Genomic DNA, 22,614 nt, shown 5'->3' on the forward strand with positions numbered 1-22,614 from the left:
CGCCCCCGGCCGGGCGCGGCTCAGGGCGCGAGGACCAGCGCGACGGCCCCGCACGTGAGCACGACCATGGCGGCGAGCAGCGGGTACTGGATGCGCACGGCGATCGCGGGCGGGAACAGCTGCACCGCGCGGTCGTGTGCGCAGACCGCCGCCAGCACATGCCCGACGACGATCGCCCCCACCTGCACGGCCGCGATCGTCACGGTGCCGACGAGCGTGTAGTCGACCGCGCGGCCCGCCGTGCCCAGGAGATCGGCGCCCGTCCCGAACGGGTCGCTCGCCAGCACGAACGGCAGCTGGCCGTCGAAGAGGAACAGTGAGAAGTAGTGCGCGACCGCGTAGCCCGCCGCGATCGGGACGATCGTGTGCGCGAACGCCGTCGGCAGCCGGACCGGCTCGGCGCGCCGGACCGGGTCGGGCCGCCACGTGCCCAGCAGGTACAGCCCGGTGACGACGCCCGTCACCACCACGAGGCCCAGGGTCGCGGCCAGCGGGCCGCGCGGCGCGTTGTCGGCCCACAGGCTCGAGCGCGAGAGCCCGTCGAAGGCCGTCGAGCCGACGAGCACGAGCACGACGGCGACGAGGCCCGGCCGCCCGCGGACGGCGTCGAGCCCGTCGGCGGGGTTGCGCCACACCAGCGTCCCGTCGTCACGACGGCCGATCGGGGCGAGCGAGCCGAGCAGCGTCGACCACACCTCGAACCCGTCCCCGTGGGCGAACCAGCGCCGCCCGAACACCAGCGCGGCGCCGACGTGCACGAGCGCGTACCCGACCAGGACACCCGCGACGACGCGCGGGTCCGCCGGTTCGGGGGACACCAGCTCCAGCCACGCGAACGCGGCGAGCGACACCGCCGCGGGCCACAGCCCGACCCGCGCGGGCAGGTCCCGGACGCCCTGCTCGGGGTCGATCCGCGCCACCGCGGCGAGCCCGGCGTGCACCGACCGCAGCGGGTTGAGCACTCGCCACACCGGCCCGAGGAGCAGCGAGGCCGGCACCAGGCCGACCCAGAACGTCACGTAGAAGACCCACGGCGCGAGGTTGCGCGGGGTCTGCGCCGGACCGGCGAACCCGACCACGACGACGAGCACCGCGGCGACGAGCACCAGGCCGCGCAGCACCCCGCGGAGCACGGGGGACCCGACGAGCCGGGCCACCGGCGCGGGCACGGGCCGGCCCGCCTCGCCCCCGCGCAGCCGCGGGGACCTCCACAGCAGCCCGAGCGCGACGAACGTGCCCACGAGCACGGCGCCCGCCGCCGTCGCGGCGAGCTCGACCGGCACCGGCAGGTCGCCACGGGTGCCGACGCCGTGGGCGAGCAGCATCACCCCACCTGCAGCCGCAGGAGCTCCCGGTCGGCACCGTGCAGCTCCAGCTCGAACACCCCGGCGAGCGACGCGGTGAACCTCAGCGTCGCCGAGCCCCCCGCGGTCAGCGCGGCGGACAGGTCGTACCCGTGCAGGTGCAGCTCGTCGGCCCGGTCGCTGGTCACGGTGATCTCGACGGGCGTCCCCACGGCGACCGCGACCTTGCCGGTGTCTCCGGTCGCCCGGCCGCCCGCCCAGGCGACGGCGAGCCGGCGCGTGGCGTCGGGCGCAGGCGTCGCGGCAGCCGGGGAGACGGAGGCCGGCGGGACGGCGGTGCTCGGCGGGACGGCGGTGCTCGGTGGGACGGCGCTGCTCGGGGCGACGGCGCTCGCCGCGGCGGCCGGCGCCGCGGTCGTGGCCGGCGACCCTGTGCCGGACGCGCACCCCGCGACGAGCACCAGCAGCAGGGATCCCGTCGCGGCGCGGGCCGCACGGGCGGGACGGGGGGTCATCGGGACTCCTCGGCGGGGTCGAGATCCTCGGCGGCATCGGGGGCCGTCGGGGGGTCGGGCGGGGGAGCGGGGGTCAGCGCGCGCAGCACCGCGAACCCCGTGAGGAACAGGCCGAGCCCGCCGCCGAAGGTCAGCGCGGTCGTGACCCGGTCGAGGTCGGGGGCCCAGCCGAACGGGAGCACCGCGTTGCCGAAGCTCCCGACGTCGGCGCCGGTGAGCAGCACCAGCAGCGCACCGGAGAGCGCGCAGAGCAGCAGCCCGAACCGTCTGCCCGCGACGACGAGCACCGCCCCGGCCAGCGCCGCCACCACGGCCACCGTGCCGACGACGCCCGCCGTGCGCCACACCGTCGGCCAGTAGTCGACGTCGTCGGGGGCGAGCGCCGAGCCCAGCACGTGCACCACGTAGGACGCGACCATCCCGACCGACAGCGCCGCCGTCGCGATCGCCGCCGCCCGGCGGCGCACCGCGAGCGACCCGAGCACGGTGGCGGCCGCGGCGACGGCCGCGGTGAGCAGCCACCACGGGCCGGGCGACGGCGCGGGCGGGCGGACCGTCTCCCCGCGCACCACGACGGCGGTGTCGCCGACGGTCAGCGGCACGCTCCACCCGACCGGTTCCGGCCCGGCGCCGCCGTCGGCCCCGGCGACCCGCGGATCGGCCCAGCGCGCGGTGGTCCCCGGCGCGACGACCGGCTCGACGGTCCGCGCGCTGCCGGCGGGGGCCACGTCGACGGGTGAGCCGGTGCCGTTGTCGATCCGCAGCCGCGCGCCGTACTCGACGACGCTGACCTGCAACCCGGGCACCGCCGGCTCGACGGCGACGACCTGCGGCAGCACCGGCTGCGGCTCGAGCCCACCGCTGTGCGCCGACGCGGCCACCGCCCCGGCGGGCAGCAGCACCACCGCGAGGACGAACACGCCGCACAGACGACGTGGCCAGCTGGTCATGAGCGAGGTTCCCGGGTCGATGCGGACAGGGCGGTGGATGCGGACAGGGCGGTGGATGCGCACAGCGGACGACGGGCCACCCCGCGGCGGGACGCCGCGACGTGGCCCGTCGTCGGACGGTGCCCGGCGTGCGGCCTCAGCCGACGCCCGCGCCCGCGGACGGGCGCTCGGAGCTGCGGAGACCGCGCGTGACGAACAGGCCGAAGAGCAGCCCGACCGCGGTCCAGAGGACGGCGTGGATGCCCAGCGTCGCGACCCGGAAGTTGTAGAGCACGACCGCCGGGAAGTCGGCGGGCGTCTCCGACACCACGGGCAGCAGCGCGGCGACGACGCCCACGAGGACGACGTAGACCGCCGCGCCCGCGAGCACCCCGTTCCACGTGCCGAACCGTTCGACCAGCCGCCGTCCGACGGCTACCGCCACGACCGCGGCGACGACCGACAGCAGCAGCATGAACACGAAGGTCCCGCTGCGCAGCCCGATCGTGTCGTCGGCGCTCGACGCCGGTGGGTTGGACGGGTACTTGAGGAACGGCACGAGCACGACGACGACGTAGCCGATGAGCGCCAGCACGCCCGCCGTCGCGCGTGGTGCGAGCCGCAGCAGCCGCCCCTGCACGCCCGCGTAGACGAGCGCCAGGACGCCACCGACGACGATGCCGTAGATCAGCAGCGCGACGAGCAGTCCGACGGTCGACTGCACGCCGCGCGACACCAGCTCCTCACCGCCGGTCTCGCCGGCGGCCGCGGCGAGGGCGCCCTCGTACGCGATGCCGCCGTCGAGCGCGGGCTCACCGAACAGCCACGCGAACGCGAACGCGAGCACCGCCGCGACGACGCCCGCGATCATGCCGCGGACCAGGAGGGTCCTGACCATGGGCGGTTGCTCCTAGTGGCAGGGGAAGCCGAGCAGGTGGCGGCCGTCGTGCACGAACTCGTGCAGCATCGAGCCGGAGAACACCGAGGTCGCACCCTGGTCCAGGCCGACGAGGTAGAGCAGCGCCAGCAGGATGACGCCCGCGAAGACCGCCCACGGCACCAGCTCGCGGACGGGGACGACGGGCACCGAGGCGACGGGGAGGGACGCGCCCTGAGCCATGAAAGACCTCCTGGGTACGGGGCTCGCGAGCGAGCGGCCGGGAGTCATCTGAACGAATCGACAGATGAGAGGGTGAGGTGCCCTCGACCGAAAGTCAAGGTCCGTCCCAGTCTTCGGATACCGCCTCTAGCTGCGTAGTTACGCGGATAGCGTGAGTCGTCCGGTACAGCCGTCCCGTGCCCGCGGGTCCGTGTCGCCGACGAGTTCTGCCCGCTGCGACAAGGACTGTGCTCTGCCGGCCAAGCGCGCGCGGGCGCGGGCGGAGATCCTCACCACACGTCCCGGACCACCACCACGCAGTGACGGGGAGAGCCATGACCGCGGCTGCCGAGCCCACCACGAGAGCCACCGACCCGAGCGCGCCCCGGACCGTGCGGGCCGCCTGCCCGCAGGACTGCCCCGACACGTGCGCGATGGTCGTGACCGTCGACGACGCCGGTCGCGCCGTCGAGGTGCGGGGCGACCCCGAGCACCCGTACACCGCGGGCGGGCTGTGCGTGAAGGTCAACAACTACCTCGACCGCGTGTACGACCCCGGACGCGTGCTGTTCCCGTTGCGCCGCACCGGACCCAAGGGCAGTGGCCGGTTCGAGCGGATCACGTGGGACGACGCGCTCGACGAGATCGCCACCCGCTTCCGCGGCATCGTCGACGAGCACGGCGGCGAGGCGATCATGCCCGTCAGCTACCTCGGGACCCAGGGCATCCTCAACGGGCTCAACGTCGGCGACCCGTTCTTCGCGAAGCTCGGCGCCACGATCTCCGAGCGCACCTACTGCGACTCCGGCTCCTGTACCGCCTACGCCATGACCATCGGCGACACCGCGGGCGTCGACCCCGAGAGCCTCGTGCACTCGAAGTTCATCCTGATCTGGGCGTGCAACGTCATGTCCACGAACCTGCACCTGTGGCCCTACATCGCCGAGGCCCGCAAACGCGGCGCGAAGGTCGTCGTCGTGGACCCGGTGCGCACCCGCACGGCCGCGGCCGCCGACCAGCACATCCCGCTGCGCCCGGGCACCGACGCCGCGCTCGCGCTCGCGATGGCCCACGTGATCATCTCCGAGGGCCTCACCGACCAGGCCTACGTCGACGCCCACACCGTCGGTTTCCCGGAGTTCGCGGAACGGGTCGCGCAGTACACGCCGGAGTGGGCGGCGGCCGAGACCGGCGTCCCGGCCGACACCATCCGCACGCTGGCGCGCGAGTACGCGGGCGGCCAGCCGTCGGTCATCCGGATCGGGGTGGCCGTCGAACGCCACGCCGGCGGCGGCCAGACCGTCCGCGCGCTGGCGTGTCTGCCCGCGCTCGTCGGGGCCTGGCGCAAGCCCGGTGGCGGCATCCTGCAGCTGCCCTTGTGGGCGTTCCCCGTCAACTGGGGCGCGTTCATGCGCCCGGACATGTTGACGCCGGGCACCCGGATCGTGAACCAGTTCCTGCTCGGCGAGGCCCTCACCGGCGGGCTCGCGCTCGACCCGCCGATCAAGGGGCTGATGGTCTACAACTCGAACCCCGTCGTCGTGTGTCCCGACCAGGACAAGCTCATCGAGGGCCTGCAGCGGGAGGACCTGTTCACCGTCGTGAGCGAACAGTTCATGACCGACACCGCCGACTACGCCGACATCGTCCTGCCCGCCACGACGCAGCTCGAGCAGGACGACATCATGTTCTCCTGGGGTCACCTCTACGTGACCTACAACCACCGGGCCATCGAACCGCTCGGTGAGGCCGTTCCCAACACCGAGATGTTCCGACGCCTCGCCGCCCGGATGGGCTTCGACGACCCCGTCTTCCGGCGCTCCGACGACGACATGATCGCCGAGGCGTTCGACTGGTCCCACCCGCACATGCAGGGCATCACCGTGGAGTCGTTGAAGGACAAGGGCTGGCAGCGGCTCACCGTCCCGCCGCCCGACGAGTACGCCCCGCACGCGGAGGGGAACTTCCCGACGGCGTCGGGCAGGACCGAGCTCGCCGCGTCCGCGGCCGCGGGCGGCAACTTCGTCGTCCCGCTGTTCCGGCAGGGTTCCAACGAGTTCCAGCCCGGCCAGCCCGTCGACCCGTTGCCGCACTACATCCCGCCGCGCGAGGCCGCGCACACCGATCCCGAGCGGGCCGCGCGCTACCCGCTGAACCTGTTGACGCCGAAGTCGCACGCGTACATCAACTCCAGCTTCGCCAGCCACGCGTTCCACCGGCGGGTGCAGAAGGAGCCCAACGTGATCATGCATCCCGACGACGCCGCCGCCCGCGGGATCTCCGACCAGGACCCGGTGCGGGTGTTCAACGACCGCGGCGAGTTCACCGTCCTGGCCAAGCTCGACGACGCCGTCATGCCAGGGGTCGTCGTGTCGAGCCTGGGCGGATGGCGCAAGCACTCGAAGGCGACGGCCACGCTGGCCGCGGTGAACTCGACGCAGTTCGCCGACCTCGGCAACGCTCCGACGTTCTCCGACACCCTCGTCGAGGTGGAGATCGCCTAACCGACGCTCCTGGCCCGGTGTGCGCTGGGGGAGACCCCGAACCGGGCCCGGAAGGCGCGGCTGAAATGTGCCGAGTCGGGCAGCCCCCACCGCGCGCCGATCGCGCCCACCGTCAGCGCGGCGCAATCCGGGCGGGCCAGATCGGCGAAACACGCCTGCAGCCGCCGCTCCCGGACGTAGGCGCCGACGCTCGTGTCCGTCTCCGAGAACAGCTTGTGCAGGTAGCTCACCGAGATGGCGCAGGCGGCGGCGATCTGCGCGGGCGTCAGCGCCGGGTCGGACAGGTGCTCGTCGATGTAGGCCTGGGCGCGCAGCAGGTGCAGGTTGGGCGACGACGCCGGGTCCACCCGGCTGCGGACGAGTGCGACGTACACGTCGCCGATCGACTGCATGATCGCGGTGCGGCTGGCCGGCGGCAGGCTCTCCGCGTCGAGCCGGTGCAGCGCGGCCAGCAGCGGCGGGACCATCGCGCCGACGCCGGACCGGCCGTCGAAGCGGACGGCCGTGGCCGCCGTCAGCTCGGCGCGGGTCAGCGGCAGCAGCCGCGTCGGGAACAGGCAGACCGAGTACTCGAAGTCGCCCGCGGTGACGAAGCGGAACGGCCGGGCGCTGTCGTAGAGCACGAAGTCGCCGGGACCGATCACCGCCTCGCGGCCGTCCTGCGCGACGAGCGTGCGGCCCTTGCGGGCCAGGGCTATCTGGAAGTAGTCCTCGTCGGCCGTCCGGACCTGCCGGGTCGTGCGCTCGAAGTGGTGCGCCCCGGCGGCGATCTTGCGCAGCTGGGTGTCGGCCATGGACACCGCGGTGACACGGCCCCGGACGTCGGACCCGGCGGCGGGCCGCACGTCGAGCGTCACGAACTGGTCGCACACCGTCGAACGCCAGAAGTCGAGCCGGTCGCGCTCGGCCACCGACGCCGTGTCGATCGTGGTGATTTCCATGGCTGGTGGCCGACGCTACGCCGCGGCGCGGGGTGCGCGCATCCGGTCGATCGGGTGCTTCGACCTGCGGAGACGCATCCACGGATTCCCGGTGCCCGTGGAGCCGAGAATGCGTCAGCGCGTCCGCGGGGACGGCGGCGCGTCCGGCCGGCAGACCGGCCCTTCGGCGGCGTCGCCAGGTTCACGAGGTAGCGGGGGAGCGTGCACAGCCGCCTCGATGTCTTTCGCGAACTCGGCCAGTCAGACGGCACGCGACCTCGGTGTCGAGACGCCCAGGCAACACAGAACAGCCCCTCGCCCTGTTTCAGCAGGTGAGGGGCCGTTTCGGCTGTAGGCACTCGGAGTGCCCCCGGTAGGATTCGAACCTACGCTCCCGCCTCCGGAGGGCGGTGCTCTATCCCCTGAGCTACGGGGGCCGTACGCGAGCAACCCTAGCGCACCGCGTTCACCGGCAACGGCTGGGCCCCGCGCTCGGCCAGCAGCTGCGTCATGTATTGGGCCTCCGACGTCTGCGAGCTGAGCATCTGCGCGGCGAGGTTGCGCACGTCGGGCACCTGCGCGTACTTGGCGCCGTACTCGAGCATCCCTGCTCCGCCCTCGTGGTGGCGGAGCATGAGCTGCAGGAACAGCACGTCGAGCTCCTTGCCCGTCGACGCCCGCAGCCTGCGCAGGTCGTCGTCGGTGGCCATGCCCGGCATCGCGGCCATCCCGGCGGCGGCGACGGTGGGGCCGTGGTCGTGCGCGGGCGCGCCGACCATCCACTGCATGTAGGCGCCGCTGTGCTGCGCCGGCTGGCCCCAGAGCGCGAGCCAGCCCTGCATCCGGCCGATCTGCGCGGTCTGCGTCGACTCGATGTCGAACGCGAGCTGGCGCAGGGCGGGGTCGCTCGTGTGGTCGCGCTCCCAGTTCGCCATGTCGACGGCCTGCTGGTGGTGCACGGTCATGTCCTGCGCGAACCCGACGTCGACCGAGTCGGCCTGCGGGACCGACAGGTCACCCGGGGCGTTGTGCAGCCCGACGAGCAGGCCGCCTGCGCCGCCGAGCAGCAACAGCGCGAGGACGGCGCCGATGATCACGGCGGGGCGCACCCAGCGCGGCTCGCCACCGCCGCCACCGCCGTCGTGCTCGTCCTCGGCGGGCGGGTCGTCGAGCGGGGGCACGGGGGGCGAGACCTCGGCCTCGACCGGGTCCACGGGTCCCGCCGGGTCGGGGTGCGTCACGTCCGCGGCGGTCACTGGCCGCCCGTGTTCGGGACGGCGCCGCCCATCCCGCTCTGGTCCGTGGTGGCCGCGGGGTTGCCCGCGGCGTTCTCGTCCACGACGGTCTTGCCGTCGATCTGGCTCGTCGGCGGCGTCGGCACGAACGGGGGCGGGTTGTCCTGGTCGAACTGGCCCGGGCCGAGCGCGGCGCAGGTCGCCCCGACCTCCGGGTACTGGTACCGGTTGAGCCGCAGGGCCTGGATGAACTGGTCGATCCGCGGGTCGTTCGGGTCCGACACCTTGAGCTGGTGGCCCCACGACTGCAGCGAGATCGGCTGGTCGAGCCCGGGGTAGGGGGCCATCACCATGTAGGTCTGGCCCTGCACCTTCGACGCGAGCGTCGCGACGCCCTCGCTGCTGACGGTGTCGGGGTTGTAGGCGATCCACACCGCGCCGTGCTCGAGGTCGTGCACGAGGTTCTCCTGGCGCACGGGCGTCGGGTAGACGACGCCGTTGCACGCCGCCCAGAACCCGTCGTGCGCGCCGCCGAAGGGCGGGCTGTGGGTGTAGGCGACACGCTGGTCGGGCAGCACGTGGTTGCCGCCGGTGTACTTGATCACCTGGACGCCCGCGATCTGTGTCGACGGGTCCTGGTTGCGCTCGGACGGCGTGTACGACGGGGCGTTGGCCTTGGCGACCAGGTACCACCCCAGCCCGCCCGCGAAGAGCACCACGACGAGGATCAGCGAGATCATGCCCCACGGCGTCGACCGGCCGCGGACGGCCGACGACTTGCGGGCCCCGCTCACCGCCGACCTCGAGCCGCGGCCCGACGACGCGTTGCGGGGAGAGCGGGAGCCCTGGCCGGCCCCGGTCGACCGGCCGCCCCGGCTCGACCGGTCGCCACGGGTCGGCTGCGCACCCCGCCCCGCCTGCGGATTGCGCGCCGACTTGCTGCTCTTGCCGCTGACCATCGAACCGCTGACCTCTTCCGACCACCCTGGGAATCGTCGCGCGCACCACAGCCCGCGCGGTGCCGCAGTGTAGAAGTGCCACCTGAGACCCACCTGAGCAGCACCTCCTAGACTCGCAACGGTGACTCCCGACGTGCTCGCCGACCTGGTCCGTGTCGCCGCGCTGGACGTGCTGGCCGACCGAGGCCTCGACGCGGCGGCGCTGCCCGACGACGTCGGCGTCGAACGCCCTCGCAACCCCGAGCACGGCGACTACGCCACCAACGTCGCGCTGCGCACCGCCAAGAAGGCGGGCGTCAACCCGCGCGACCTCGCGACCTGGCTCGCCGAGGCCCTCGCCGCGCGCGACGGCATCGCCTCCGCCGAGATCGCCGGGCCCGGCTTCATCAACCTGCGGCTGGCGTCCGACGCCCAGGGCGCCATGGTCGGGCAGGTCCTCGCGGCGGGCGCGGCCTACGGCACCGGCGACGAGCTGGCGGGACGCAGCGTCAACCTCGAGTTCGTGTCGGCCAACCCGACGGGCCCGCTGCACCTGGGCGGGACCCGCTGGGCCGCGGTCGGCGACGCGCTGGGCCGGATCCTGTCGGCGCGCGGGGCGGCCGTCACGCGCGAGTACTACTTCAACGACGCGGGCGGCCAGATCGACAGGTTCGTCGCGTCGCTGGTCGCGGCGGCCAAGGGCGAGCCCGCGCCGGAGAACGGGTACGGCGGGGCCTACATCGCCGACATCGCGGCGCGGGTCGTCGCGGCCGAGCCGGGCGCGCTGGACTCCCCGGAGCGCGACGAGGTGTTCCGCCGGGTCGGGGTCGGCTTCATGTTCGACGAGATCAAGTCCGACCTGCACGACTTCGGCACCGACTTCGACGTCTGGTTCCACGAGGACTCGCTGCACAAGTCGGGTGCGGTCGAGCGGTCGGTGCAGGAGCTCAAGAACTCCGGCGCGCTGTACGAGAAGGACGGCGCCTGGTGGCTGCGCTCCACCGAGCACGGCGACGACAAGGACCGCGTCGTCATCAAGAGCGACGGGCGGCCCGCCTACATCGCCGGCGACATCGCCTACTTCCGCGACAAGCGCGCCCGCGGCTTCGACCTGCTCATCTACATGCTGGGCGCCGACCACCACGGCTACATCGGCAGGCTCAAGGCGGCGGCCGCCGCGTTCGGCGACGACCCTGCCGTCGTCGAGGTGCTGATCGGGCAGATGGTCAACCTGGTCAAGGACGGCACACCGGTCCGGATGAGCAAGCGGGCGGGCACCGTCGTCACGATGAACGACCTGGTCGAGGCCGTCGGCGTCGACGCGGCGCGGTACTCGCTGATCCGCAGCTCCGTCGACTCGGTCCTCGACGTCGACCTCGACCTGCTCGTCCGGCGCAGCAACGACAACCCGGTCTTCTACGTGCAGTACGCGCACGCGCGGCTGGCGTCACTCGCGCGCAACGCCGCCGACGTCGGGCTCACTCCCGGCGTGGAGTTCGGGCTGCTCGAGCACCCGCGCGAGGGCGACCTCATCCGCACGATCGGCGAGTTCCCCGAGGTGGTGCGGGCGGCCGCCGAGCTGCGCGAGCCGCACCGCGTCGCCCGCTACCTCGAGTCGCTGGCCAGCGCGTACCACAAGTTCTACGACGCCTGCCGGGTCCTGCCGCTGGGCGACGAGGAGATCACCGAGCTGCACCGGGCCCGGCTGGCGCTGTGCGTCGCCGCGCGCCAGGTGCTCGCCAACGGACTGGAGCTGCTGGGCGTGAGCGCGCCGGAGCGGATGTGATCAACGCCCATCCCGCGGGCCCCTTGCACGCGGGCGTCACCGTCCCGCCCGAGACGGCCGGCCCCCGGCCGGGCGGCGCCGCGGAGCTCGACGGGCTCGCCACCGCGGTCTGGCCGCGCAACGCGGTGCGCGGCGCCGACGGGGTCGTACGGATCGCGGACGTCGACGTCCGCGATCTCGCGCAGACCTACGGGACGCCGCTGTTCGTCGTCGACGAGGCCGACTTCCGGTCACGGGCGGCGGAGTTCGCCGCGTCGTTCGGGGCCGAGGCGGTGCACTACGCGGCGAAGGCGTTCCTGAGCACCGAGATCGCCCGCTGGGTCGCCGACGAGGGCCTCAGCATGGACGTCGCGAGCGGCGGGGAGCTGGCCGTGGCCCTGCGCGCGGGCTTCCCGGCGGAGCGGATCGCGGTGCACGGCAACAACAAGTCCGCGACGGAGCTCGACGAGGCGGTGGCGGCCGGGGTGGGACGGATCGTCGTCGACTCCTTCCACGAGATCGCCCGGCTCGACGCGGTCGCCCGTGCGCGCGACGTCGTCGTCCCGGTGATGATCCGGGTGACGGTCGGCGTCGAGGCGCACACCCACGAGTTCATCGCGACGGCGCACGAGGACCAGAAGTTCGGCTTCTCGATCTCCGGCGGCGACACGAGCCCGGCCGCCGAGGCCGCCCGCCGGGTGCTGGCCGCGCGCGGGCTGCGTCTCGTCGGCCTGCACAGCCACATCGGCAGCCAGATCTTCGACACCGAGGGGTTCGAGGTCGCGGCGCACCGCGTCGTGCGGTTCCTCGCCCGGCTGCACGCCGAGCACGGCGCCGACGCGCTCGAGGACCTCACGACGCTCGACCTCGGCGGCGGCTTCGGCATCGCCTACCGCGCCGAGGAGTCACCGCTCGACGTCGCCGAGCTGGCCGCGCAGTTGCGCGACATCGTCAAGCGGGAGTGCCACGCCGAGGACCTCGACGTCCCGGCCATCGCGGTCGAGCCCGGCCGGGCGATCGCCGGGCCCGGCACGGTGACCCTCTACGAGGTCGGCACGCTCAAGGACGTCCCGCTGGGCAGCGGCGCGCGCCGCTACGTCAGCGTCGACGGCGGGATGAGCGACAACATCCGGACCGCGCTCTACGACGCGGTGTACGACTGCCGGCTGGTCTCGCGGTCCTCGGCCGCGGACAGCCCCGACGGCTCCGCCGACGCCGCGCTCTCGCGGGTCGTCGGCAAGCACTGCGAGTCCGGCGACATCGTCGTGCGCGACTGCTGGCTGCCCGCCGACCTCGGGCCCGGCGACCTGCTCGCCGTCGCGGCGACCGGCGCCTACTGCTACTCGATGGCCAGCTCGTACAACCGGCTGCCCCGCCCCGCGGTCGTCGCGGTCCGCGACGGGCGGGCCCGGCTGATCCTGCGCCGCGAGACGGTCGACGACCAGTTCCGGCTCGAGGTCGACCCGGGGGCCGAGGCGACGGCACCGTCCGCGGCCACCCGTGGGGGTGGCTCGTGAGACCGGGTTCGCAGTGACCCGGGCGACGGGCCGTACCGTGACGTACCGCGAACAGGGATGATCTGACGGGTCGCCGCGACTCCGGGCGGGCCGCGGGGCACGCCCGGGACCGGCCGGCAGGCGGCCCGTCGGCGCCGTCCGGCCGGTGCCACCCGCGTCGACGACGCCGTCGGCCGCGGGGAGCGAGAGCCGGTGACGACACCAGGTGCAGGGGAGACGACTTCGTGACTGACAGGGCCCAGGGCGCACCCATCAGGGTGGCGCTGCTCGGCTGCGGCACGGTCGGCGGCGAGATCGTCCGGCTGCTGACCGACCAGGCCGACGACCTCGCGGCGCGCGTCGGCGCGCCGGTCGAGCTCGTCGGCGTGGCGGTGCGCCGCCCGCACAAGCATCCCGAGCTCCCGGCCGGGCTCGTCACGGCCGACGCCGCGGGCCTGGTCACCCGCGACGACGTCGACATCGTCGTCGAGGTGGTCGGCGGCATCGAACCGGTCCGCACGCTGCTGCTCGAGGCGCTCAAGGCGGGCAAGTCCGTCGTCACCGCGAACAAGGCGCTGCTCGCCGAGGACGGCGCGGTGCTCGCCGAGGCGGCCGACGCCTCGGGGGCCGACCTCTACTACGAGGCGGCCGTCGCCGGGGCGATCCCGCTGCTGCGCCCGCTGCGCGAGTCGCTCGTCGGCGACCGGATCACCCGGGTCGCGGGGATCGTCAACGGCACGACCAACTTCATCCTGTCCTCGATGGCGTCCTCGGGGGCCGGGTACACCGACGCGCTGGAGGAGGCGACCCGCCTCGGGTACGCCGAGGCCGACCCGAGCGCCGACGTCGACGGGTACGACGCCGCCTCGAAGGCCGCGATCCTCGCGTCGCTGGCGTTCCACACCCGCGTCACCGCCGCCGACGTGCACTGCGAGGGCATCCGCACCGTCAGCGCCGCCGACATCGCCGCGGCCGCGAGCCTCGACTGCACGATCAAGCTGCTCGCGATCTGCGAACGCGTCCCGAGCGAGGACGGCGCCGCCGACGCGGTGTCCGCGCGCGTGTACCCGGCGATGATCCCGTCCGCGCACCCGCTCGCGTCGGTCGACGGCGCGTTCAACGCGGTGTTCGTCGAGGCCGAGGCCGCCGGCCAGCTCATGTTCTACGGCCAGGGCGCGGGCGGTGCCCCGACGGCGAGCGCGGTGCTGGGCGACCTCGTCGCGGTCGGGCGCAACCTCGTCGTCGGTGGGCGCGGGCCGCGCGAGTCGACCTACGCGAGCCTGCCGGTGCTGCCGATGGGCGCGGTGTCGACGCGCTACCACGTCAGCCTGGAGGTCGCCGACCGCGCCGGTGTGCTGGCCGCCGTCGCGCGCGAGTTCGCCCAGCACGACGTCAGCATCGCCGCCGTCCGCCAGTACGGGGGCGGCCGCAACGGAGGATCGGCCGGCGGCAGCGCTGCCGTGCGGCTCGTCGTCGTCACACACGCGGCGCCGGACTCGGCGCTCGCGTCCACCGTGGAGGCGCTGGAGGGTCTCGACGCCGTGCGCGGCGTCGAGAGCGTGCTGCGCGTCGAGGATCTGGGCCGCTCGGTGAGCGCCCTGGGGGTGACCGGGTGAGCGAGCCACAGCGAGTGAGCGGACGACACGGCGCGGGCGCGCAGCGCCGGCCGGGCGCCGACGGGGGTGCGCGATGAGCGCGGCGACGCCGTCGCGGACCGGGGCGGTGCGCTGGCCCGGTGTGATCGAGGCCTACCGCAACCGGATGCCGGTCCAGGACGACTGGACGATCGTCACCCTCGGCGAGGGCGGCACGCCGCTGCTGCCCGCGCCGGTCCTCTCGGAGCTCACCGGCTGCGAGGTGCACCTCAAGGTCGACGGCGCCAACCCGACGGGGTCGTTCAAGGACCGCGGCATGACGATGGCCGTCACCGCCGCGCTCGCCGAGGGCAAGCAGAGCGTGCTGTGCGCGTCGACGGGCAACACCTCGGCGTCGGCCGCGGCCTACGCCACGCGGGCGGGCATGACGTGCGCGGTGCTCGTCCCCCGCGGCAAGATCGCGCTGGGCAAGCTCGCCCAGGCCGTCGCGCACGGTGCGCGGATCCTGCAGATCGACGGGAACTTCGACGACTGCCTCGAGCTCGCCCGCAAGACGACGTCGGACTACCCGTCGATCGCGCTGGTGAACTCCGTCAACCCGACGCGGATCGCCGGCCAGGCCAGCGCCGCCTACGAGATCTGCGACGACCTGGGCCGCGCGCCCGACGTGCACTGCCTGCCCGTCGGCAACGCCGGCAACATCACCGCCTACTGGAAGGGTTTCCGCGCCTACCACGCCGACGGGGTCATCCCGGAGCTGCCGCGCATGTTCGGCTTCCAGGCCGCGGGCGCCGCGCCTCTCGTCCACGGTGCGCCGGTGAAGAACCCCGAGACGATCGCGACGGCCATCCGCATCGGCGCCCCGGCGTCGTGGGGGACCGCCGTCGCCGCACGCGACGAGTCGGGCGGGCTGTTCGCCGCCGTCACCGACGACGAGATCCTCGCCGCGTACCGGCTGCTGTCGGCCCGCGAGGCGGTGTTCGTCGAGCCCGCGTCGGCGGCCAGCGTCGCGGGCCTGCTCAAGTCGTCGGCCGGGGGGACGCTGCCGCGCGGCTCGCTCGTCGTGTGCACCGTCACCGGGCACGGGCTCAAGGACCCCGACACCGCGCTGCTCACCGCGCCGGACCCGGAGATCGTCCCGATCGACCCCGCGGCCGTCGCGGCCGCTCTGGAGCTGGCCTGATGGGTCGGCCGACGGAGGTGCGGGTCAGGGTGCCCGGGTCGTCGGCCAACCTCGGCCCGGGCTTCGACTCGCTCGGGCTCGCGCTCGCCCTCTACGACGACGTCGAGGTCTGCGTCGACGGGTACGACGACGTGCTCGTCGAGGTCACGGGCGAGGGCGCCGGCCAGGTGCCGTGTGACGAAACGCACCTGGTCGTGTCCGCGATGCACGCGACGTGGGCGCTGCTGGGCGAGGAGCCGCCCGCCGGGCTGCGCATGCGGTGCCGCAACGCGATCCCGCACTCGCGCGGGCTGGGCAGCTCCGCGGCCGCTGCCGTCGCCGGGGCACTGGCCGCCGCGGTGCTCACCGGCCGTGACCTGGAGCTGGAGCACACGGCGTTGCTGCAGGTCACCGCGGGTATGGAGGGGCACGCCGACAACGCGGCGGCGAGCCTGATGGGCGGGTTCGTCGTCGCCTGGGAGACGCCGGGGAATACCGCGCAGCGGTTCAACGCTGTACGCCTCGAGGCCCACGCGGACATCCGTCCCGTGGCGCTCGTCCCGCAGGTCGAGTCGTCGACCAAGACGACCCGCGGCCTGCTTCCCGAACGGGTCCCGCTGGCCGACGCGGCGTTCACCGGGAGCCGCACGGCACTGTCGGTGCTCGCGTTCACCCAACGGCCCGACCTGCTGCTCGCGGCCACCGAGGACCGGCTGCACCAGGGCTACCGGCGACCCGCCTACCCGGAGTCGGCCGATCTGGTCGACGCGTTGCGGGCCCGTGGTGTGCCCGCGGCGATCTCCGGCGCCGGACCGTCGGTCCTGGCCCTGACCTCGGACGCGCGCATCCCCGACGACGTCGACACCACCGGCTTCACCGCGATGGTGCTGCCTGTCGACACCGCAGGCCCGCGCGTCGAGATCGGCTGACCGCCCGGCGGCACGTCGCAGGGCAGTTCCCGCGGCGCGCCGATGCCGGGGTTGGTTGCCCGGACCAGGGCGGACCGTCTACCCTCGGCGTCGCACGGCGATACACGCGTCATCCGCGTGGTCTCTCGAGCCGGAACCCTCGCCCTCGGTCTCCAGGGGAGGCAGCAGGCGTACATCCGGCCAGAGGGGCCTCTTCCCCGCGACCGTCGCATTGAATCGCCACCCCCTTGACGTCGGGACGGTTGCCGGCCACGCGGCCCCGTCTCCGATTCTCGTCCGGCCAACCGTTCGGACGAGCGTGTGAATCCGCTGGTCCGGGCCGGACGACCCGGGCCGGTCAGGAAGGACCTTCGTGAGCGAGACCGATCTCGTCAGCACCGCCGCCCCCGCCAAGCGCAAGGGCCTGTCCGGAATGGTGCTGGCGGAGCTGCGCCAGCTGGCGGGCGAGCTCGACATCCCCGGCACCGCCGGGATGCGCAAGGGCGATCTGATCGCCGCCATCAAGGAGCGCCAGGCCGGCGGCCCCGCGTCGCCGCAGCTCGCGCTCGGCGACGGCGCGACCGATGACACGGCCGGCGCCACCAGTGGCTCGCGCCCCGCACGGGGCCGCGGGTCCGCTGCGGCGGCCGCCGACGCGCCCGCCGTCCCGGCCGCGGAGTCGCCCGCCGCCGCTCAGGCCTCTGAGACCGCGACCCCTGAGACTACGGCGGCCGAGACGCCGGCTGCCGGAGCCACTGCGCCGGTGACCGAGGCGCCGCCCGCCGAGAAGCCGGTGCGCACCCGTCGCCGGGCCGCGAGCCGTCCGGCGGGGGCGCCCGCCCGGACGCCGGCCGTCGAGGCCCCGTCGGTCGCCGAGGCCGCGACCGGCGCGGATGCGGCCTCCGTCGCCGAGGCCCCGGCCGCCGAGGCCCCGGCCGCCGGAAGCACCTCCGCCGGGAGCACCTCCGCGGGGAACAGCGCCGCCGGGAGCACCGCTGTCGGTGAGACCGCGGCGGTCACCGAGATCGCGGCCATCACCGAGACCGCTGCCGCCGCTGAGCCCGCGCGTGCCGCCGCTCCGTCGGCCGACGCCGCCGACGCCGAGCCCGAGACCACGGGCCGGCGCCGGCAGACCCGTCGCCGTGGCGGCGACCAGGCCGACGGCGGCCAGGCCGCCGACGCCGGCACGGACGTCCGCGACCGCGCCGCCGAGCGCACCAACGGCGTCGAGCGCGCCGGGGCGGGCGACGGCCGGGGCGAGCGCCGGGGCCGCGACAACGACCGGCGCGACCGGCGCGACGACGACCGGCGCGACGACCGTCGTGACAACGACCGCGGGGACGACCGCGGCGGGCGGAACAGCCAGCGCGGCAACGATTCCCGGGGCAACGACTCGCGTGCCGGCGACGGCCGCAACAACGACGGCCGCAACAACGACGGCCGCGGCAACGACCAGCGTGGGGTCGACACCCGCGGCAACGACTCCCGCGACGACGACGGCGACGACGACGGCGACGGCCGGGGCCGCCGCGGTCGCCGGTTCCGCGACCGCCGCCGCGGCCGGGACCGCCAGGGTGGTGGCCAGGGCAACGTCGACACCGAGGTGCGTGACGACGACGTCCTGCTGCCCGTCGCCGGCATCGTCGACATCCTGGACAACTACGCGTTCGTCCGGACGACCGGATACCTGTCGGGGCCGAACGACGTCTACGTGTCGCTGTCGATGGTGCGCAAGTACGGCCTGCGCCGTGGTGACGCGATCACCGGTGCGGTCCGGCAGCCGCGCGAGGGCGAGCAGCAGCGGCAGAAGTTCAACCCGCTGGTGCGCGTCGACACCGTCAACGGCCGCGATCCCGAGGCCGCCAAGGCGCGCCCGGAGTTCACCAAGCTCACCCCGCTCTACCCGAACGAGCGGCTGCGCCTGGAGACCGAGCCGTCGAAGCTGACCACCCGCGTCATCGACCTGGTGATGCCGGTCGGCAAGGGACAGCGCGCCCTCATCGTCAGCCCGCCGAAGGCCGGCAAGACGATGGTGCTGCAGTCGATCGCCAACGCGATCACCACGAACAACCCCGAGGTCCACCTCATGGTCGTGCTCGTCGACGAGCGGCCGGAGGAGGTCACCGACATGCAGCGGTCGGTGAAGGGCGAGGTCATCGCCTCCACCTTCGACCGCCCGCCGTCGGACCACACCGCCGTCGCCGAGCTCGCCATCGAGCGGGCGAAGCGCCTGGTGGAGATGGGCCACGACGTCGTCGTGCTGCTCGACTCGATCACCCGGCTCGGCCGCGCCTACAACCTGGCCGCGCCCGCGTCGGGCCGGATCCTCTCCGGTGGTGTCGACTCGACCGCGCTCTACCCGCCCAAGCGGTTCCTGGGCGCGGCGCGCAACATCGAGGACGGCGGCTCGCTCACGATCTTCGCGACGGCGCTGGTCGAGACCGGGTCGACGATGGACACGGTGATCTTCGAGGAGTTCAAGGGCACCGGCAACGCCGAGCTCAAGCTCGACCGCAAGATCGCCGACAAGCGGGTCTTCCCGGCCATCGACGTCGACGCCTCCGGCACGCGCAAGGAGGAGCTGCTGATGTCGCCCGACGAGTTCGCGGTGACCGTCAAGCTCCGCCGGGTGCTCGCCGCGCTCGACGACCAGCAGGCCATCGACCTCGTCCTCGACCGGCTCCGCAAGACGCGCACCAACATCGAGTTCCTGATGACGGTGGCGAAGTCGACGCCGGGCCCGGACAACGACTGACCTCCCGCACGGGAGTCCGCCACGGGGCCACCGGGAACAGCCGGTGGCCCGTGGTGGTTCAATTGAGCGTCACGCAGTGGCTCCGGTTCACCCCTGTCGGCGATCCCGTCGGCACAGCAGGGGACCCGGCGGCCCTCCCTGGAGAGGAACTTCCATGAAGTCGGGCATCCACCCCGAGTACGTCGAGACCACGGTCACCTGCGGTTGCGGGAACACGTTCACCACCCGCAGCACCAAGACCAGCGGCTCGATCCACGCCGAGACCTGCTCGCAGTGCCACCCGTTCTACACGGGCAAGCAGCGCATCCTCGACTCCGGCGGCCGCGTGGCCCGCTTCGAGGCCCGCTACGGCAAGCGCGCCCGCTCCGGCAAGTAGCTGCACCGACGGCGCCCACCACGGTCTCGTGGTGGGCGCCGTCCGTCTGTCCGGACCCTGCGCAGGAGGTGACCATGACCGAGACGTCCACAACGGCCCCGCAGACCGCCGACGCGCTGCTGGCCGAGCACGCCGACCTCGAGCTCATGCTCGCCGATCCCGCGGTCCACGCCGACCCCGCCAGGGCGCGCAGGCTCGGCCGTCGCTACGCCGAGATCGGGCCGGTCGTCGCCGTCGCCAAGGAGTTGGCGTCGGTCCGCGACGACCTGGCCGCCGCCCGGGAGCTGGCCGCCGACGACCCCACGTTCGGCGCCGAGGCCGACGACCTCGCGGCCCGCGTGCCCGCGCTCGAGGCCCGGCTCGCGGAGCTGCTCGTCCCGCGCGACCCGCACGACGCCGACGACGTCGTCCTCGAGGTGAAGTCGGGTGAGGGTGGCGAGGAGTCCGCGCTGTTCGCGGGCGACCTCGTCCGGATGTACACCCGATTCGCCGAGTCCCGCGGCTGGAGCACCGAGATCCTCGACGCCACGACGTCGGACCTGGGTGGCTACAAGGACGTCACGCTCTCGGTGCGCGCCCGGGTCCCGGCCGCCGACGGCGTCTGGTCCGCGCTCAAGTTCGAGGGCGGGGTGCACCGCGTCCAGCGGGTGCCCGTCACCGAGTCGCAGGGGCGCATCCACACGTCCGCCGCCGGCGTGCTCGTCTACCCCGACACCGGCGCCGACGACGCGGGCATCGAGATCGACGACAACGACCTGCGGGTCGACGTGTTCCGGTCGTCCGGGCACGGCGGGCAGAGCGTCAACACGACCGACTCGGCCGTGCGCATCACGCACCTGCCGACGGGCATCGTCGTGAGCTGCCAGAACGAGCGCTCGCAGCTGCAGAACAGGGCCAGGGCGATGGAGGTCCTGCGGTCGCGGCTGCAGGCCCTCGCCGAGGAGGAGGCCGCGGCCAGGGCGTCCGACGCGCGCCGGTCGCAGGTGCGCACCGTCGACCGTTCGGAGCGGATCCGGACCTACAACTTCCCCGAGAACCGCATCGCCGACCACCGCGTCGGCTACAAGGCGCACAACCTCTCCGCGGTGCTCGACGGTGACCTCGGCGACGTCATCGCCGCGCTCGTCGCGGCCGACCGGGCCGAGACCGTCGCGATCGGGGACAGCGGGTCGTGACCCCGTGTCCGGGCTCTCGCCGCGAGGACCTGCGGTGACGCGCCAGCCGCTGCGCGTCGCGGTGCTGGAGGCCGAGCGGATCCTCACGGCCGCGGGTGTGGCGAGCCCGCGGGTCGACGCCGAGCTGCTCGCCGCGCACGTCGTCGGCGTCGACAGGGGCCGGCTGCCGATGGTCCCGCTCGTCGACCGCGACGTCGTCGAGACCTACCGGGTGCTCGTGTCCCGGCGCGCCGCGCGCGAGCCGTTGCAGCACGTACTGGGCACCGCGGTCCTCGGGCCCGTCGAGGTCGCCGTCGGCCCCGGGGTGTTCACCCCGCGCCCGGAGACCGAGCTGCTGCTCGAGTGGGGGCTCGCGCGGATCGCCGACGTGGCCCACCCGCTCGTCGTCGACCTGTGCACCGGGTCCGGCGCACTGGCCCTCGCGATCGCCGCGGCGCGGCCCGACGCGCAGGTGCACGCCGTCGAGGCCGATCCGGGCGCGCTGGTGTGGGCCCAGCGCAACATCGCCGCGCAGGCCGCCGCCGGGGCGACGCCGGTGACCCTGCACGCCGCCGACGTCCGCTGGACCGACCTGCTCGTCGAGCTCGAGGCGAAGGTCGACCTCGTCGTCTGCAACCCGCCGTACGTGCCCGACGGGACACCGGTGCCGCCGGAGGTCGCCGACTGGGACCCGCCCGGCGCGGTCTTCGGCGGGCCCGACGGCCTCGAGATCGTCCGCGCGGTCGTCTCGACGGCGGCGGGGCTGCTGCGCCACGGCGGGTGGCTCGCCATCGAGCACGACGACACCCAGGGCGAGTCCGCGCCCGGGTTGTTGGCCCGGCGCAAGGTGTTCTCCGACGTCGCCGACCATGCCGACCTCGCGGGCCGCCCCCGGTTCGTCACCGCACGACGCAGCCCGCTGCGCGGCTGACCCGCCCGGGGGCCGATCGGCGGCGGCCGTAGGCTCGCGCGGGTGACGACGTTCGACTGCGCCGACCCGGACGCCCGGGCCGAGGGCCTCGCCGCCGCGGCACGTGCCGTCCGGGCCGGCAACCTGGTGGTGCTGCCCACCGACACCGTCTACGGAATCGGCTGCGACGCCTTCTCCGCCACCGCGGTGCGCTCGCTGCTGGCCGCCAAGGGCCGTGGGCCCGACATGCCCGTCCCGGTCCTCGTCGGTTCGTGGTCGACGATCGACGGCCTGGTCATCGGTGTCCCCACGGCGGCGCGCGAGCTCATCGAGGCGTTCTGGCCCGGCGGGCTGTCGCTGGTGCTGCAGCACGCCCCCTCGCTGGCCTGGGACCTCGGGACGACGCGCGGCACCGTCATGCTGCGGATGCCGCTGCATCCGGTGGCGCTCGAGCTGCTGCGCGACGTCGGGCCGATGGCCGTGTCCAGCGCCAACCGCTCCGGGCACGCCCCGGCCGTCGACGCCGCCGACGCGGTCGCGCAGCTCGGCGAGCACGTCGCGGTCTACCTCGACGGCGGCCCGACCGAGGAGAACGTCCCGTCGACCGTCGTCGACCTCACCGCGGACGCCCCTCGGGTGCTGCGCGAGGGCGCCGTGTCGGTGGCGGCGATCTCCGAGGTCCTGGGCCGTGAGGTCGCCTCCGCCTGAACCCCGCCCCGACTGATCCGCGGCGCGGAGGGCGGACGCGGTACCCCGAGCGCAACCTGACGGTTGTGGGCCGGCCGGCGCGCAGCGCTGGGGTTGCGCTCGGCACCCCGAGCGCAACCGGAGCGTCCTCTTCCGGCCGACACCAGGCGAATGGTCTGCCGGCCGAGCGCGCCGGTCCGGATGTCGCGACGCCGGTCGAGGCGGTCGTCGTGCCCCGCGCCGTCGTACTCGATCGCCAGTCGGGCGTCCGGGCGGGCGAGATCGAACCGGGCGACGACCGGCCGTCGACGACCAGCTCGTACCGGGTGTTCGTCGGGGGCGGGAGGCCATGTCCGCCAATG

The 22,614-nt window shown here is 74.1% G+C and carries 19 protein-coding genes and 1 tRNA gene; 11 read left to right on the top strand and 9 right to left on the bottom strand.

Features of this window, described 5'->3' with window-relative positions; genetic code table 11:
* Nucleotides 1–20 precede the first annotated feature (20 nt).
* From PSED_RS08410 to PSED_RS08430, 5 genes are all read right to left on the bottom strand, one after another.
* Nucleotides 21–1,325 carry a hypothetical protein gene (locus PSED_RS08410; RefSeq protein WP_013673821.1) on the bottom strand — a complete coding sequence of 435 codons (1,305 nt, stop codon included), beginning with the start codon at nt 1,323–1,325 and terminating at the stop codon, nt 21–23.
* A complete protein-coding gene (locus tag PSED_RS08415; protein ID WP_013673822.1) occupies nt 1,325–1,819 on the bottom strand; it encodes a hypothetical protein in 495 nt (164 codons plus the stop codon). Before PSED_RS08415 ends, PSED_RS08410 begins: the two co-directional genes overlap by 1 nt.
* Nucleotides 1,816–2,769: a hypothetical protein gene (locus PSED_RS08420; RefSeq protein WP_013673823.1), complete on the bottom strand. Its 954-nt coding sequence runs from the start codon at nt 2,767–2,769 to the stop codon at nt 1,816–1,818. Before PSED_RS08420 ends, PSED_RS08415 begins: the two co-directional genes overlap by 4 nt.
* A gap of 136 nt (nt 2,770–2,905) precedes the next feature.
* Nucleotides 2,906–3,646: a CbtA family protein gene (locus PSED_RS08425; RefSeq protein ID WP_013673824.1), complete on the bottom strand. Its 741-nt coding sequence runs from the start codon at nt 3,644–3,646 to the stop codon at nt 2,906–2,908.
* Nucleotides 3,647–3,658: 12 nt separating this feature from the next.
* Nucleotides 3,659–3,868, bottom strand: a complete 210-nt coding sequence (locus PSED_RS08430) for a CbtB domain-containing protein (protein ID WP_013673825.1) — start codon at nt 3,866–3,868, stop codon at nt 3,659–3,661.
* Between the two features lie 314 nt (nt 3,869–4,182).
* Between PSED_RS08430 and PSED_RS08435 the strand changes: the two genes are divergently transcribed.
* Entirely contained in the window at nt 4,183–6,351 is a 2,169-nt protein-coding gene (locus PSED_RS08435) for a molybdopterin-containing oxidoreductase family protein (protein ID WP_013673826.1), read from the top strand.
* On the opposite strand, the gene PSED_RS08440 is transcribed toward PSED_RS08435, so the two are convergent.
* The 4 genes from PSED_RS08440 to PSED_RS08455 all read right to left on the bottom strand — a co-directional run bounded on the left by PSED_RS08440 (nt 6,348) and on the right by PSED_RS08455 (nt 9,300).
* On the bottom strand, nt 6,348–7,292 hold the full coding sequence (locus tag PSED_RS08440) for an AraC-like ligand-binding domain-containing protein (protein WP_013673827.1): 945 nt from the start codon (nt 7,290–7,292) through the stop codon (nt 6,348–6,350). The genes PSED_RS08435 and PSED_RS08440 overlap by 4 nt on opposite strands.
* Nucleotides 7,293–7,636: 344 nt before the next feature.
* A tRNA-Arg gene (locus PSED_RS08445) sits at nt 7,637–7,708 on the bottom strand.
* A 15-nt stretch (nt 7,709–7,723) separates the two neighbouring features.
* A complete protein-coding gene (locus PSED_RS08450) occupies nt 7,724–8,527 on the bottom strand; it encodes a DUF305 domain-containing protein (protein ID WP_013673828.1) in 804 nt (267 codons plus the stop codon).
* On the bottom strand, nt 8,524–9,300 hold the full coding sequence (locus PSED_RS08455; protein ID WP_049803633.1) for a thioredoxin-like domain-containing protein: 777 nt from the start codon (nt 9,298–9,300) through the stop codon (nt 8,524–8,526). The genes PSED_RS08450 and PSED_RS08455 overlap by 4 nt, the downstream gene beginning before the upstream one ends.
* Nucleotides 9,301–9,586: 286 nt before the next feature.
* On the opposite strand from PSED_RS08455, the gene argS reads away from it, so the two are divergent.
* The 10 genes from argS to PSED_RS08505 all read left to right on the top strand — a co-directional run bounded on the left by argS (nt 9,587) and on the right by PSED_RS08505 (nt 22,273).
* The gene (gene argS / locus PSED_RS08460) at nt 9,587–11,230 is read left to right on the top strand and encodes an arginine--tRNA ligase (RefSeq protein WP_013673830.1); all 1,644 of its coding nucleotides are present in this window, start codon (nt 9,587–9,589) and stop codon (nt 11,228–11,230) included.
* Entirely contained in the window at nt 11,230–12,726 is a 1,497-nt protein-coding gene (gene lysA, locus PSED_RS08465; protein ID WP_049803634.1) for a diaminopimelate decarboxylase, read from the top strand. Before argS ends, lysA begins: the two co-directional genes overlap by 1 nt.
* Before the next feature lie 224 nt (nt 12,727–12,950).
* Nucleotides 12,951–14,321 (top strand): homoserine dehydrogenase, encoded by a 1,371-nt coding sequence (locus PSED_RS08470; protein ID WP_013673832.1) that lies wholly within the window; start codon nt 12,951–12,953, stop codon nt 14,319–14,321.
* A gap of 73 nt (nt 14,322–14,394) precedes the next feature.
* Complete coding sequence (gene thrC / locus PSED_RS08475; protein WP_013673833.1) at nt 14,395–15,483, top strand: threonine synthase; 1,089 nt, start codon at nt 14,395–14,397, stop codon at nt 15,481–15,483.
* Nucleotides 15,483–16,391: a homoserine kinase gene (gene thrB, locus PSED_RS08480; protein WP_013673834.1), complete on the top strand. Its 909-nt coding sequence runs from the start codon at nt 15,483–15,485 to the stop codon at nt 16,389–16,391. The genes thrC and thrB overlap by 1 nt, the downstream gene beginning before the upstream one ends.
* Before the next feature lie 352 nt (nt 16,392–16,743).
* Nucleotides 16,744–19,125 carry a transcription termination factor Rho gene (rho, locus tag PSED_RS08485; RefSeq protein ID WP_013673835.1) on the top strand — a complete coding sequence of 794 codons (2,382 nt, stop codon included), beginning with the start codon at nt 16,744–16,746 and terminating at the stop codon, nt 19,123–19,125.
* Between the two features lie 154 nt (nt 19,126–19,279).
* On the top strand, nt 19,280–19,501 hold the full coding sequence (gene rpmE / locus PSED_RS08490; protein ID WP_013673836.1) for a 50S ribosomal protein L31: 222 nt from the start codon (nt 19,280–19,282) through the stop codon (nt 19,499–19,501).
* Between the two features lie 74 nt (nt 19,502–19,575).
* On the top strand, nt 19,576–20,676 hold the full coding sequence (prfA, locus tag PSED_RS08495; protein WP_013673837.1) for a peptide chain release factor 1: 1,101 nt from the start codon (nt 19,576–19,578) through the stop codon (nt 20,674–20,676).
* A 34-nt stretch (nt 20,677–20,710) separates the two neighbouring features.
* A complete protein-coding gene (gene prmC / locus PSED_RS08500) occupies nt 20,711–21,586 on the top strand; it encodes a peptide chain release factor N(5)-glutamine methyltransferase (RefSeq protein ID WP_013673838.1) in 876 nt (291 codons plus the stop codon).
* 42 nt (nt 21,587–21,628) lie between these two features.
* Nucleotides 21,629–22,273: an L-threonylcarbamoyladenylate synthase gene (locus PSED_RS08505; protein ID WP_013673839.1), complete on the top strand. Its 645-nt coding sequence runs from the start codon at nt 21,629–21,631 to the stop codon at nt 22,271–22,273.
* Nucleotides 22,274–22,614: the final 341 nt, after the last annotated feature.

The sequence above is a fragment of the Pseudonocardia benzenivorans CB1190 genome, from assembly GCF_000196675.2.
GTDB classification, from domain to species: Bacteria; Actinomycetota; Actinomycetes; order Mycobacteriales; family Pseudonocardiaceae; genus Pseudonocardia; species Pseudonocardia benzenivorans.

Excerpts from the sequence above, each read along its gene's own strand:
- PSED_RS08410 (WP_013673821.1), bottom strand. The coding sequence starts at position 1,325 with ATGCTGCTCGCCCACGGCGTCGGCACCCGTGGCGACCTGCCGGTGCCG.
- PSED_RS08415 (WP_013673822.1), bottom strand. The coding sequence starts at position 1,819 with ATGACCCCCCGTCCCGCCCGTGCGGCCCGCGCCGCGACGGGATCCCTG.
- PSED_RS08420 (WP_013673823.1), bottom strand. The coding sequence starts at position 2,769 with ATGACCAGCTGGCCACGTCGTCTGTGCGGCGTGTTCGTCCTCGCGGTG.
- PSED_RS08425 (WP_013673824.1), bottom strand. The coding sequence starts at position 3,646 with ATGGTCAGGACCCTCCTGGTCCGCGGCATGATCGCGGGCGTCGTCGCG.
- PSED_RS08430 (WP_013673825.1), bottom strand. The coding sequence starts at position 3,868 with ATGGCTCAGGGCGCGTCCCTCCCCGTCGCCTCGGTGCCCGTCGTCCCC.
- PSED_RS08435 (WP_013673826.1), top strand. The coding sequence starts at position 4,183 with ATGACCGCGGCTGCCGAGCCCACCACGAGAGCCACCGACCCGAGCGCG.
- PSED_RS08440 (WP_013673827.1), bottom strand. The coding sequence starts at position 7,292 with ATGGAAATCACCACGATCGACACGGCGTCGGTGGCCGAGCGCGACCGG.
- thrC (WP_013673833.1), top strand. The coding sequence starts at position 14,395 with ATGAGCGCGGCGACGCCGTCGCGGACCGGGGCGGTGCGCTGGCCCGGT.
- thrB (WP_013673834.1), top strand. The coding sequence starts at position 15,483 with ATGGGTCGGCCGACGGAGGTGCGGGTCAGGGTGCCCGGGTCGTCGGCC.
- rpmE (WP_013673836.1), top strand. The coding sequence starts at position 19,280 with ATGAAGTCGGGCATCCACCCCGAGTACGTCGAGACCACGGTCACCTGC.
- prfA (WP_013673837.1), top strand. The coding sequence starts at position 19,576 with ATGACCGAGACGTCCACAACGGCCCCGCAGACCGCCGACGCGCTGCTG.